At 58.1% G+C, this 12,406-nt stretch carries 11 protein-coding genes; 6 read left to right on the top strand and 5 right to left on the bottom strand.

Translation table 11 applies throughout. The features are described from left to right. Positions 1-22 precede the first annotated feature (22 nt). Both FHN83_RS17355 and FHN83_RS17360 read left to right on the top strand, forming a co-directional pair. On the top strand, positions 23-838 hold the full coding sequence (locus FHN83_RS17355; RefSeq protein WP_176556542.1) for a helix-turn-helix transcriptional regulator: 816 nt from the start codon (positions 23-25) through the stop codon (positions 836-838). A gap of 139 nt (positions 839-977) precedes the next feature. Next, complete coding sequence (locus tag FHN83_RS17360; protein ID WP_039031573.1) at positions 978-1,580, top strand: hypothetical protein; 603 nt, start codon at positions 978-980, stop codon at positions 1,578-1,580. Positions 1,581-1,608: 28 nt separating this feature from the next. On the opposite strand, the gene nfsB is transcribed toward FHN83_RS17360, so the two are convergent. From nfsB to FHN83_RS17375, 3 genes are all read right to left on the bottom strand, one after another. Continuing rightward, positions 1,609-2,262: an oxygen-insensitive NAD(P)H nitroreductase gene (gene nfsB / locus FHN83_RS17365; protein ID WP_139564482.1), complete on the bottom strand. Its 654-nt coding sequence runs from the start codon at positions 2,260-2,262 to the stop codon at positions 1,609-1,611. 76 nt (positions 2,263-2,338) lie between these two features. Beyond that, positions 2,339-2,710 (bottom strand): MmcQ/YjbR family DNA-binding protein, encoded by a 372-nt coding sequence (locus FHN83_RS17370; protein ID WP_039031575.1) that lies wholly within the window; start codon positions 2,708-2,710, stop codon positions 2,339-2,341. Then, positions 2,700-3,290, bottom strand: a complete 591-nt coding sequence (locus FHN83_RS17375; protein WP_039031576.1) for a TetR/AcrR family transcriptional regulator — start codon at positions 3,288-3,290, stop codon at positions 2,700-2,702. Before FHN83_RS17375 ends, FHN83_RS17370 begins: the two co-directional genes overlap by 11 nt. Before the next feature lie 190 nt (positions 3,291-3,480). Between FHN83_RS17375 and FHN83_RS17380 the strand changes: the two genes are divergently transcribed. Together FHN83_RS17380 and FHN83_RS17385 are read left to right on the top strand one after the other, a co-directional pair. After that, the gene (locus FHN83_RS17380) at positions 3,481-4,584 is read left to right on the top strand and encodes an MBL fold metallo-hydrolase (RefSeq protein ID WP_139564483.1); all 1,104 of its coding nucleotides are present in this window, start codon (positions 3,481-3,483) and stop codon (positions 4,582-4,584) included. Positions 4,585-4,616: 32 nt separating this feature from the next. Further along, complete coding sequence (locus tag FHN83_RS17385; RefSeq protein WP_039031578.1) at positions 4,617-4,958, top strand: RamA family antibiotic efflux transcriptional regulator; 342 nt, start codon at positions 4,617-4,619, stop codon at positions 4,956-4,958. Positions 4,959-5,072: 114 nt separating this feature from the next. Here FHN83_RS17385 and FHN83_RS17395 read toward each other — a convergent pair whose 3' ends face one another. Next, positions 5,073-7,217 (bottom strand): TonB-dependent siderophore receptor, encoded by a 2,145-nt coding sequence (locus FHN83_RS17395; RefSeq protein WP_139564484.1) that lies wholly within the window; start codon positions 7,215-7,217, stop codon positions 5,073-5,075. A 121-nt stretch (positions 7,218-7,338) separates the two neighbouring features. On the opposite strand from FHN83_RS17395, the gene FHN83_RS17400 reads away from it, so the two are divergent. Continuing rightward, positions 7,339-8,907 carry an alpha/beta hydrolase-fold protein gene (locus FHN83_RS17400; RefSeq protein WP_139564485.1) on the top strand — a complete coding sequence of 523 codons (1,569 nt, stop codon included), beginning with the start codon at positions 7,339-7,341 and terminating at the stop codon, positions 8,905-8,907. On the opposite strand, the gene FHN83_RS17405 is transcribed toward FHN83_RS17400, so the two are convergent. Next, complete coding sequence (locus FHN83_RS17405) at positions 8,893-9,141, bottom strand: DUF1158 domain-containing protein (protein ID WP_039031581.1); 249 nt, start codon at positions 9,139-9,141, stop codon at positions 8,893-8,895. The genes FHN83_RS17400 and FHN83_RS17405 overlap by 15 nt on opposite strands. A gap of 491 nt (positions 9,142-9,632) precedes the next feature. Between FHN83_RS17405 and FHN83_RS17410 the strand changes: the two genes are divergently transcribed. Then, positions 9,633-12,341 (top strand): cation-transporting P-type ATPase, encoded by a 2,709-nt coding sequence (locus tag FHN83_RS17410; protein WP_139565451.1) that lies wholly within the window; start codon positions 9,633-9,635, stop codon positions 12,339-12,341. Positions 12,342-12,406 lie beyond the last annotated feature (65 nt).

Below are 12,406 nucleotides of genomic sequence, written 5' to 3' on the forward strand. Positions count from 1 at the left end.
TCCAGGATGACCCCGTAAACAGCTGGGCGCATTTTTACGCGCGCGGCGTGAAAGTCTCGATCCCCAGCGCCTCGGCCTGCCGCGCAGCGGCCGACGCCGCACGCCGGGCCTGCGCCGTGAGGAGGTGGCCCTGCTGGCGGATGTCGGCGTCACCTGGTACACCTGGCTGGAGCAGGGCAGGGACGTGAACCCGTCCAGCGCGGTGATGGCGGCGGTGGCGAAAGCGCTGCAGTGTACCCCAACCGAATCCCGCCACCTGTTCCTGCTGGCCGGATTGCCGCCGGGCGAAGCGCCGCAGGGGGCGGTCTGCTGCGAAGGCATCAGCGAAGGCACCCGCCGTCTGCTGGATACCCTGATGCCAAAACCTGCCAGCATCCAGAAGCCGAATTTCGATATCGTGGCGTGGAACGACAGCTTCTGCCATCTGATGGGCGTCGACTTTAACGACATCCCGCCGGAAGACCGCAACTGTACCTATCTCTATCTCACGCATCCGGCGTGGCGCGCCCGGCTTGGCAGACGTGACGACGTGCTGGCGATTTTTGTCTCCTATTTTCGCGCGGCGATGGCCGAGCACCGGGGCGATCCGCAGTGGGAGGCGAAACTGGCGCGCTTCTTTGCCGTCTCGGAAGAGTTCAAAACCCTGTGGCACCAGCGCTACGACGTGCGCGGCGTAGAAAACCAGCTGAAGCTGTTCACCCATCCTGAGCTCGGGGATTTTACTCTCCAGCAGATGTACTGGTACTCCGCCCCGCGCAACGGCTCGCGACTGCTGGTCTATCTGCCGGTGGATGAGGCAGGGGAAAGGGTAATGGCGTGGCTGGCTGCACAAAAATAATTTCTGCGAGGCGGTTTCAGGGAATGAGTTCCCGTTCTGTTTAGCTAACTCAACAGGCGTAAGCTAAAACAACTTGCTGAATTTTCATCATTTAGATGAGAAGCCAGGTGGACTATACTTACGCCATGAGAAACAATCCATGTCACCGCTGATGATTGATAATGCTGATTTCAGCCAGAAGTTAGGTCTTGTCTCCCGAAACGTAGAACATACCGAAGCCTTTCTTGCACGCGGTACGGCGGACTTTCATCTGCCGGGATTTGTCTTGCCTGTGGGTTATCGCCTCTTAAAATCCCTTTCAAGCGATGAATACCGGATTGTGACCACGGACGAAGGCAAGCCCTACACGGCCTATGCTGTTAAGCTGCAGTTTCATAAAGAGATTACTTTTCCTCACGGGGCGGCGACACAGGTCATGGTCTGGCGTACCCCGCGTACCGTACACCAGCGCGTCGTTAGCGGCTTTCCGCAACTCTTTTTCCAGTGGCTGTTAAGCGAGTACGACATTGTGGTTTCAGATAGCGAGCAAACCGGTGACGGCCAGCGGTTTTGGCTGCGGATGATCGACTGGGCGTTTACCATGAATTATCAGATCAGTGTGGCAGACGGAACGGTTGGGGAAGAGTGGGCCTTAACGCCAGTCAGCTCTTACGCTGAGCTGGAGGCTCGCTGGATAGCGTTCGCCTGGGGATACGATCGTGACGTGCATCCGCATCGCCGGTTAGTCATCACTAAAACGTAATGGGCCGCTGAGAGCGGCCCATTTGCTTTTAGCACTCAGTCACAACCGTGCTCAGCGGCAGACGTGATTTCGGCAGCGTGGCGTTGAAATCTTCCACGCTGTGATGCCCCACCGGCACCACCACCAGGCTGGTGAAGCCTTTCTCTTTCAGGCCGAACTCCTCGTCGAGGATAGCGGCGTCGAAGCCTTCAATCGGCACCGCGTCCAGGCCCATCGCGCCGATGCCCAGCAGGAAGTTGCCGACGTTCAGGTAAACCTGTTTTGCCATCCACTGGTGGTCATCTTTCAGCTCGACACGGTGCAGATCGGCAAAGAAGGTGCGGCCCTTGTGGTTAGCGGCTTTCGCTTCCGGGGTGGCGAAACGGCCATCGGCCTCTTCCTGATCCACCACGCGCGTCAGCCAGGCGTCGTCCATCGCGGTTTTGGCGCAGAACACCACCACGTGAGAAGCATCCAGCATTTTGCGTTCGTTGAACACAAAGCCACCGGCCGCGGATTTCGCCACGCGGGCTTTACCTTCCTCGGTGCTGGCGACGATAAAGTGCCACGGCTGCGAGTTGGTGCTGGACGGGCTGTACTGCAGCAGGGTTTTAATCTGTTCCGCCTGGTCGGCAGTCAGTTTTTTGCTCGGGTCAAAGGCCTTTGTTGAGTGACGCTTTAAGGCAACAGAGATGATATCCATTACGACTCCTGGGGTTCAGTTCAAAAGGGAAAAGGGTACAAGAGGAAAGGGGCAAAGATAAGGGCATTCCGGGCCTTTAAACGCCCGGACGCAGCCGTTTCTGATCTTTTTTCGGCAGCTTATCCACCACCAGATGCCATGAATCATTCACCAGATCGGTCACCAGTTCCGGGGTGATATCGTCCACCCCATACACCGAGATCCAGTGCTTTTTATTCAGGTGATATCCGGGCTCGATCCCCCGGTAGATCTGCTGGTTAAGCAGCGATTTTTGCGGATCGGACTTCAGGCTGACGTGCAGACGCCCGTGCGCCACGCCCATCAGCATAAAAATTTTACCGCCGACTTTAAACACGTCGTACTCCGGGCCAAACGGCCAGCAGTGCTCGGTAAAGGGCAGATCCAGCGCCACCTGCTTTGCGCAGGCCGCGAGCGTCTTACTGTCCATCTGAATCCTCTTCGGCCAGCGCGCGCCACATGGCTTCAAAACCCAGCGCTTTGAATTCGGCGGCGCGGGCCGGTTCGCGGGTGGCGAAGGCCATGGTGGTCTCCGCCAGGGATAAAAACAGGGCGTCGCCAAACAGACGGAATTCTTCCGACATAAACACCGTGCGAATCGAGCGGCGGCACAGCTCGTGCAGCTCCGGGAACATCTCGTGCACCGCCTGTTCGGTTTCGGCGTTGATCTTCTCGCTCACCCCAAGCTGGCGGATGGCGCCGTGAGCCACCGGGTTGCGAATACCCCAGTCAACGTAGCTGTTCCAGATATTGCGGGTATGCTCTTTCGGCTGGGTGAGGGCCCTGTCCATATTCGCCAGCATGGTCTGGCACAGATCCTGTTTCAGATGCAGATAGAGGGCGTTAAGCAGATCGTCTTTGGTAGCGAAATAGCGAAACAGGGTGCCTTCAGCCACCCCCGCGCTGCGGGCGATTAACGCGGTAGAAGCCGCAATGCCCGACTGGGCAAAGGCGCTGGTTGCCGCGTCCAGCAACGCCAGTTTTTTATCTTCACTTTTCGGACGAGCCACTACATTTCCTCCAGGTAACGTGCAAAAACCCCGATTGAATCATGCCCTTTGTGGGGCTGCAACGCGGAATGTCAAAGATCTTAAAACGTCTTGACGACTTTCGCATCACTTCTATAATGAGTGCTTACTCACTCATAATCAAGTTTTGCCCGCGCAGGCCATCGGATGGGGCGCGAATTCGGGTCGGGATATGAAAAAGCGTTTTATTGTTAGCCTGGTGGTAGTGATGATTATTGCATCCGCGGCAACCTTGCCGTTCGTACTGAATGCCGGATTCGGCCAGCCGCCGCAGGGCGAGCAACTGAGTGAGTTTGCCGCCTCGCCGCAGTATCGCGACGGCCAGTTCCATAACACCCTGCCGACCCCCGGATTTACCGGCAACAAGAACATGCTGGCGGCGTGGTGGGATTTTCTGGTGACGAAGCGCGAGAACGCGCGCCCTGCAGCGCCGCTGCCGCTGGTGAAAACCGATCTGGCGCAGCTGCCGCTGGATCAGGAGACCCTGGTCTGGCTCGGCCACTCCTCGTGGTATCTGCAGCTGGTGGGTAAACGCATTCTGATCGACCCGGTGTTCAGCAACTACGCCGCGCCGTTCTCCTTCCTTAACAAAGCCTTTGCCGGGGAGTACCCGTGGCGTGCTGAAGAGATGCCTGAGATCGATCTGCTGATCATTTCGCACGATCACTACGATCATCTTGACTACGCCACCATCAAAGCGCTGATACCGAAAGTGAAGCGGGTGGTCACGCCGCTGGGAGTGGGATCGCATCTGCGCTACTGGGGCATGGATCCGTCGATCATTGAGGAGCGGGACTGGGATCAATCGGTGCGCATCAGCGATGATCTGACCGTTCACGTCCTGCCGGCGCGTCACTTCTCCGGGCGCGGGCTGAAGCGCAACCAGACCCTGTGGGGCAGCTTTATGTTCGTTACCCCGCAGAAAAAGGTGTTCTACAGCGGTGACTCCGGCTACGGCCCGCACTTTAGCGCCATCGGCGAGCAGTTCGGCAAAGTCGATCTGGCGATCATGGAGAACGGCCAGTACGACCAGGACTGGAAGTACATCCACATGCACCCTGCCGAAACGGCGCAGGCGGCTGCGGATCTGAATGCCAGCGCGGTGGTTCCGGGCCACTCCGGACGCTTTGTGCTGGCAAAACACACCTGGAACGACCCACTGATCCAGCTTACGCAGGCCAGCAAGGATAAAAACTATCGCCTGCTGACCCCTGAGCTCGGGGAGCCGGTGAGGGTGGATGATGCCTCGCAACAATTTCGTGCGTGGTGGGAATAATGTTAAATCGAAGAGCAGAGGGGGAGAGCAGCATGACTATTTCCGCTCAGGTTATCGACACTATCGTCGACTGGATTGACGACAATCTTCATCAGCCGTTGCGCATTGAGGATATTGCCCGGCATGCGGGCTACTCCAAATGGCACCTGCAGCGGCTGTTTATGCAGTACAAAGGGGAAAGCCTGGGGCGTTATATTCGTGAACGCAAGCTGCGGCTGGCGGCGCGGGATCTGCGTGAATCGGATGAAAAGGTGTACGACATCTGCCTGCGCTACGGCTTTGACTCCCAGCAGACTTTTACCCGCGTCTTCACCCGCACCTTCAACCAGCCGCCCGGGGCGTATCGCAAGGATAACCACAGCCGGGCGCACTGAGCGCAACGAACCCGGATTTTTGTTTGCCCGGCGGCGCTACGCTTACCGGTCCTGGAAGTGGAAACGTAGGCCGGGTAAGGCGTAGCCGCCACCCGGCATTTTTTGCCAGGCACATTACCAGCGGTAATTCACCGTCGCCGTCACCGTGCGGCCAATGCCGTAAAAGCACGCCGTATCGCTTGCGCAGGAGGCAACGTACTTCGTATCCGCCAGGTTGTTGACGTTGAACTGCACGCTTGCCCCTTTCAGGCTGCTGTTCATCTCGCCCAGATCGTAGCTCAGCATGGCGTCATACAGATCCACCGACGGCACTTTGAAGGTGTTCTTCGCATCGCCGTAGCTGGTGCCGATATAGCGCATGCCCACGCCTGCGGTCAGGCTCTTCAGCGCGCCGCCGGGCAGGGTGTAGCTGGCGAACGCGGAGGCCATATGCGCCGGGATGCGCGCAGGCGTTTTGCCTTCCGTTCCCGCCACCGTTGTGCTCTCGGTTTTCGCATCCGTGTAAGTGTAAGAGCCAATCAGGTTGATGTTGTCCAGCAGCGTGGAGTGGATCTCCGCCTCAACGCCTTTCGAACGCACTTTGCCCGCGTTTTCGAACCAGCCTTCGGCGCTGTTGTAGGTCGCCACGTTATCCTGGGTTAAATCGTACAGCGCCAGGGTCATCAGGGTGGTACCGACCGGCTGATACTTCAGGCCGATTTCGGTCTGCTCGCCGGTGGTAGGTTTAAACGGCCCGACGCCCGGTGCCCGGTTGGTTTGCAGGTTCGGTTCAAACGAGGTGCTGTAGCTGATGTACGGCGACAGACCAACGTCGAAGGCGTACAGCAGGCCGGTACGCCAGGTAAATTTACTGTCGTTCTGCTGGGTGAAGCTGCTATCGGTGAAGTCGTTGGTACGCACTTCGCTCCAGTCGTAACGCCCGGAGAGCAGCCACTCCCAGTTATGCCAGCTCATCTGATCCTGCAGATACAGCCCCATCTGATCGAGATTTTGCTGCTCGTCGCTGGCGGTCCGGAAGCTGCTTTCATCCACATTCACCCCGTAAACCGGATTTTGCCAGTCGAGGTCGTACTGTGAACCGCTCCCGCGTTCCAGCAGCTGTTTATCTTTGCTGGTTTTGTAGTCAAAACCGCCGAGCAGGGTGTGGCTGACAGCACCGGTGTTCGCCAGATACTCCAGCTGATTATCCAGACCAAACTCATCCGTGGTACGTTCTTCATGCTGAGCGCGGCGGGTCAGTACCGAGCTGTTGGCGGCGCTGGTGGCGTAGACCAGATAACGATACTTCTGCTTGATGGTGGCGTAACGCGCGTTCTGGCGGAAGGTGAGGTTATCGGCGAACTGATGCTCCAGCTCGTAGCCGATCATCGTCTGCTCACGCCAGGATTGATCGTAATCCGGATCGCTGACGTTAAAGTCGCGCGGAATGTATTTGCCGTCGACGCTTTTTACCGTGCCGTACGCGGGCAGGAAGTTGCGGTATCCCGCATCGGGATCTTTCTGGTAGCTGGTCAACAGCGTAAAGCGGGTCTGATCGTTGGGATACCAGGTGATCGCCGGCGCAATCGCCATGCGCGTCTCTTTATAATCCTCCACCTGATTATGCTGGGTGCGGGCGATGCCGTTAACGCGATAGAGCACCCGGCCGTCATCGCTGAGCTTGCCGCCGAAATCAAACGCGCCTTCCGCGAGGTCGTTATTGCCGGTGCGGAACTGAACGTTGTGAATGGATTCAGAGGTCGGGCGCTTGCTGGTCATGCTGATTAACCCACCCGGATTGACCTGGCCAAACAGGACCGAGGCCGGGCCGCGCACCAGCTCCACACGCTCCAGCAACCAGGGGTCAACCGTTCCCGTCTGTGACGAGGCGGTGGCGCCGAAACTTAACCCGTCGAGGAATTTCGGCACATAGCTAAAGCCACGCACAAACACTTCATCGTTACGGTTTGACGATCCGCGGTATTCGGTAAACACCCCCGCCGAGTAGCGCAGCGCCTGGGATACGGAGGTCACATCCTGCATGTTCATCTGATCGCGAGTGATCACCGAGACCGACTGCGGCGTCCTCACGATCTCCGCGCTGGTTTTGGTGGCGGAGAGGGTTTTGGTGGCCACGATGCCCTTCACCGGGGCGGTAGGTTCTTCACTCGTTCCCTGCGTCACCGTAATGGTTTCTTCTCCGTTTTCTGCCTGAGCCGCCACGCTAACCGTGGCCAGACTCAGGAGCCATGCCTGCATTATCTTATTATTTTTAAACATTTTTATTTAACATCCTTGGTTGCTATCGCCATATAAACACCGATCAATTCGCCCAAATGATATTGCAAACTATTACCATTTGCATTAGCGTTGTTAACAAATTTTGGGGGGACACGCGGTAATGAAGAGGGCATGGAGTGGTTTGTTATTAGGGATCGGGGCGCTGCCCGCCGTGGCGGCGACGTGCGAACCCTCGTCCCTGCAAGGGGAGGTTCAGGGAAAGTTTGATGCCAGCGGTGAAGTCTGTTTTAGCCTGCCAGAGTTGGGTGAAAACTATGTTTCGGCCACGCTGAACGGCGTAACCGATGCCCGCCAGCTGGACGGCCAGAACCGCCGTATCCGCACCCTGGTTGAAAATGGCCCTGCCGACGGGGAACACACCCTGCTGTTTGCCCTGCCGGTGAAGCAGAACAGCTCCCTGGTGCTGCATGGCGAAGCCGGCAAGCCCTGGCGTTTTCAGTGGCGGATGAAAGAGACTTCTGCCTTACCGCGCGTACAAATGCTGATGCCTGAAAGCCCGACGCTGCAGGCGCTGGCTAAAACGGTTGCTGCCGGGGGAAGTACCGATGCGTTCTGGCAGGCGCAAATTCGGCAGGGAACGCCGATGGTGGAGCCGGTTGACGCGCACCACAAGCGCGTCACCTTCCTGTGGCGTGGCGCGCGCGGCAACGTCTTTATTCTCGGTTCTCCGGCGGGGGATCACGATCCGCTGTTCCGCCTCGGTAACAGTGACGTCTGGTTCCGCAGCTTCGTCGTGCCCGCCGACACGGTGATGCAGTACAAGCTCGCCCCGGATGTGCCGACAATTGACGGCTCTCCCCGCGAACAGCGACGGGCGATCCTCGTCAGCGCCCAGGCCGATCCGCTAAACCCGAACACCTTTGGTGAACAGAAAACCGATCGCTGGAACCGCTACTCTCTGCTCGATCTCAGCCCGGCGCGCTACTGCTCCGTTCAGGCCACCTCCAGGCCGCTGACGCAGGGCTCGCTGAGCCGCCAGACGCTGACCAGCACTATTCTGGGTAATTCCCGGGAAGTAATGATCTACAAACCGCGTGGGCCGCAGCCTGCACGCTGGACGTTAATCCTCTTTGACGGCCAGATCTATCAGGACGAGTACCATTTCGCCAACGTGCTGGATGGCCTGATTGCCCGTCACCATCTCCCGCCGGTCAACGTGGTGTTTGTCGACAGTCTCGATCACGCCCGACGCAGTAAAGAGTTGCCGCCGAATGCGGATTTTGCCGACTTTATGGCGCACGAACTACTGCCGTGGTTGCGCGGGCAGGGGGTCGCCATGCAGCGGCAGAAAACCGTGCTGGCGGGGTCAAGCTATGGCGGGATCGCCTCTTCATGGGTGGCGCTGCGCTATCCGCGTCTCTTTGGGAATGTGCTGAGCCTGTCCGGCTCCTACTGGTGGGCCCCGAAAGGGGAAGCGCCAGGCTGGCTGACGCGTCAGTACCAGCAGTCACCGCAGTATCCGGTGCGCTTCTGGCTACAGGCCGGGAAGTTCGAAACCACCGGGCCGGGGGGAGGGATCTATCGCACGACCCAGGATTTTGAACAGGTTTTGCGGCAGAAAGGCTACCGTGTCAGCTTCCATCCGTGGTCCAGCGGCCACGACTACGCGGCCTGGTGTGAAGCCCTGATCCACGGCATGCGCGATTTAACCGGCTTACGCCGCCCGTGAAAACCAGCGGCGCCAGATGAAACGCAGAACAAAGAATTCGATGGCGCCGAGGACTAAAAACCACAGGCAGAAGAGGATGGTGTAAAGCTGGTTGAGATCCATCAGATGGAAGGTGCCCATCAGCTTTTGCGCCAGCACCAGCCCCAGGGAGGGTGCTGGCAGCAGCAGAACGGAGAGAAAGGCCATCAGTAAGATGCCGCCAGCCGTTAACAGCGATTCTAACGGGTGTTTCATAATAATGTTAATCGTCAGTTAAAAATAACATTGTCACGGATAGGGCTTCGTAAAGCAATATCAACCGTCAGAGAGGAGGATGATAAATAATCCTCCGCTAATCCGCTGAATTATCCCTGCCAGAAAAGAATTAATTCAATTAATCTCCGCTAATGTAAATTACTGTCACCCTCCGGCTAATAGTTTTACAAAGGTATAGGTGCTGTATCCAATTAACGTCGCAATAACAACTGCTGCGATTATATATAACGCCAGTCGACGCCCGCGATAAATTCCAAACATGCTGACCTCCGTTTAGTTTAGGTTTAGAAATAATTTGTAAAAATAGCTGTATTGAAATGAAACGTTATCTGTTTAATGCCGTCGATAGCAATAATAGTGCGTTAAATTAATTTCCGTGACAACCCATTATTGTCGACTGATTTATAAAAGCAGAAATGGAATTCAGGCTTTTGCTCACCGCAAACTGAAGGAGCTGATATATGACCAAAATGCACCACACCCAGACGCCGCCCGCGCCGGGCACCACGCCGAACCTGGCGTACCAGCAGACCCTTGACCAGACGCTTGCCGCGCAGCAGAGTACCGCCGCGGGTCTGAGCCGTGCTGAGGCGCAGGCGCGCCTGCAGCAGCATGGCCATAATGCCCTGCCGGAGAAAAAATCCCGACCGGCGTGGCTGCGTTTTCTGGCCCATTTTAATGACGTCTTAATTTATGTCCTGCTGGCCGCCGCGGCGTTAACGGCAATTATGGGCCACTGGGTCGATACCCTGGTTATTCTGGGTGTGGCGGTCATTAATGCGTTAATTGGTCATATTCAGGAAAGTAACGCCGAAAAATCCCTGAAGAGTATCCGTAATATGCTCGCCAGCGAGGCGCGGGTTATTCGTGACGGAAACCATGAAACAATACCCACAACTGAAATAGTCCCCGGGGATATTATTGTCCTGCGTGCCGGAGATCGTATTCCAGCGGATATGCGTTTAATTGAGGCGCATAATTTACGCGTTGAAGAAGCGATCCTGACCGGCGAATCGACGGTCGTGGATAAACACACCCAGCCGCTGAACGGCGAATTACCGCTCGGCGATCGCACCAATCTGGTCTTCTCCGGTACGACGGTGAGCGCAGGCGGCGGCGTCGGGGTGGTGATTGCCACCGGTCAGGAGACCGAACTGGGCCACATTAACCAGATGATGGCCGGGATCGAAAAACACCGCACGCCGCTGCTGGTGCAGATGGACAAACTCGGCAAGGCCATTTTCGGGCTGATCATGGCGATGATGGCCGCGCTGTTCGTCTTCAGCCTGTTGCTGCGCGACATGCCGCTCGGCGAGCTGCTGCTGTCGTTGATAAGCCTGGCGGTGGCGGCCGTACCGGAAGGTCTGCCGGCCATTATCTCCATTATTCTCTCCCTGGGCGTGCAGGCGATGGCCCGCAAGCGCGCCATCATCCGTAAACTGCCCACCGTTGAAACCCTGGGGGCGATGACCGTGGTGTGCTCGGACAAAACCGGCACCCTGACCATGAACGAGATGACCGTTAAGGCGATCATCACCGCCGACAGCTGCTACCGCGTGGAGGGCGACAGCTACGCCCCGGAAGGCAATATCTGTCTGGAGGGCAGCGACGAGCCGGTGCAGATCCAGCCGGGTACCGTGCTGGAGCAGTACCTGCGCACCGTCGACCTCTGTAACGACAGTCAGATGATTCAGGACGAGCGCGGCCTGTGGGGCATCACCGGTGGGCCAACCGAAGGGGCGCTGAAGGTGCTGGCGGCCAAGGCTAAGCTCGCGCCGGTCATGACCACGCTCATCAACAAGATCCCGTTTGACTCCCAGTACAAGTACATGAGCACCCACTACCAGATTGGTAGCGAGGAGCAGATTTTGATTACCGGCGCGCCGGACGTGATTTTCGCCCTCTGCGCGCAGCAGCAGACCCGCAGCGGTGCCGAAGCCTTTAACCGCAGCTATTGGGAAGCCGAGATGGAGCGCTATGCCCGTCAGGGGCTGCGCATGGTGGCCGCCGCGTTCAAACCGGCAAACGGTGAGCAGACGTTAACCCACGACGACCTCAGCCACGGCCTGATCTTCCTCGGCATCGCCGGGATGATGGATCCGCCGCGTCCGGAGGCCATCGACGCCATTCACGCCTGCCAGCAGGCGGGGATCCGCGTGAAGATGATCACCGGGGATCACCCGCAGACGGCGATGAGCATTGGCCAGATGCTGGGGATCAGCAACAGCGCCCAGGCGGTGACCGGCTATCAGCTGGAGCACATGGACGATGCCGAGCTGGCAAAAGCGGCGGTGGAGTATGACATTTTCGCCCGCACCAGCCCCGAGCATAAGCTGCGTCTGGTGAAAGCCCTGCAGGAGAAAGGCGAGATCGTCGGCATGACCGGTGACGGCGTGAACGACGCGCCGGCGCTGCGCCAGGCGGACGTTGGGATCGCGATGGGCATCAAGGGCACCGAAGTGACCAAAGAGGCCGCCGACATGGTGCTGACGGACGACAACTTCGCCACCATCGCCAGCGCGGTGAAAGAGGGGCGTCGCGTCTACGACAACCTGAAGAAGACCATTCTGTTTATCATGCCGACCAACCTCGCGCAGGGTCTGCTGATTGTGATTGCCCTGCTGGCGGGGAACATTATTCCCCTGACGCCGGTGCTGATTCTGTGGATGAACATGGCGACCTCCGCCACGCTCTCCTTCGGTCTGGCTTTTGAAGCCGCCGAGCGCAACATCATGAAGCGCCCGCCGCGTCAGACCGGGCAGCACGTGATGGACGCTTATGCCGTCTGGCGCGTGGCCTTCGTCGGCACCCTGATCGCCGTCGCCGCCTTTGCGCTTGAGGCCTGGCTGGCTCCGCGCGGCCACAGCGCCGAGTTCATCCGCACCGTGCTGCTGCAGATGCTGGTCTGCGCCCAGTGGGTCTACATGATTAACTGCCGCAACACCGAAGGCTTCTCCCTGAACCGCGGCTTGCTTGCGAACAAAGGGATCTGGCTGGTGACGGGCGTGCTGCTTCTGCTGCAGCTGGCGATTATCTACCTGCCGTTTATGCAGATGCTGTTCGGCACTGAAGCCCTGCCGCTGCGCTACTGGGGTGTGACCCTGGGGATGGCGGGCGCGATGTTCTTCATCGTCGAAATTGAGAAGCGACTGACCCGCAGGTTCCGCAAGGCTGCATGACAAAACCTTAAAACCTTACCCCTCACCCTAACCCTCTCCCCACAGGGGAGAGGGAATAGTCGGTG

Origin of the sequence: Leclercia adecarboxylata (assembly GCF_006171285.1) — a bacterium.
Taxonomy (GTDB): Bacteria; Pseudomonadota; Gammaproteobacteria; order Enterobacterales; family Enterobacteriaceae; genus Enterobacter; species Enterobacter barmai.

Excerpts from the sequence above, each read along its gene's own strand:
- FHN83_RS17380 (WP_139564483.1), top strand. The coding sequence starts at position 3,481 with ATGAAAAAGCGTTTTATTGTTAGCCTGGTGGTAGTGATGATTATTGCA.
- FHN83_RS17405 (WP_039031581.1), bottom strand. The coding sequence starts at position 9,141 with ATGAAACACCCGTTAGAATCGCTGTTAACGGCTGGCGGCATCTTACTG.
- FHN83_RS17370 (WP_039031575.1), bottom strand. The coding sequence starts at position 2,710 with ATGGACAGTAAGACGCTCGCGGCCTGCGCAAAGCAGGTGGCGCTGGAT.
- FHN83_RS17400 (WP_139564485.1), top strand. The coding sequence starts at position 7,339 with ATGAAGAGGGCATGGAGTGGTTTGTTATTAGGGATCGGGGCGCTGCCC.
- FHN83_RS17385 (WP_039031578.1), top strand. The coding sequence starts at position 4,617 with ATGACTATTTCCGCTCAGGTTATCGACACTATCGTCGACTGGATTGAC.
- nfsB (WP_139564482.1), bottom strand. The coding sequence starts at position 2,262 with ATGGATATCATCTCTGTTGCCTTAAAGCGTCACTCAACAAAGGCCTTT.
- FHN83_RS17360 (WP_039031573.1), top strand. The coding sequence starts at position 978 with ATGTCACCGCTGATGATTGATAATGCTGATTTCAGCCAGAAGTTAGGT.
- FHN83_RS17395 (WP_139564484.1), bottom strand. The coding sequence starts at position 7,217 with ATGTTTAAAAATAATAAGATAATGCAGGCATGGCTCCTGAGTCTGGCC.
- FHN83_RS17410 (WP_139565451.1), top strand. The coding sequence starts at position 9,633 with ATGCACCACACCCAGACGCCGCCCGCGCCGGGCACCACGCCGAACCTG.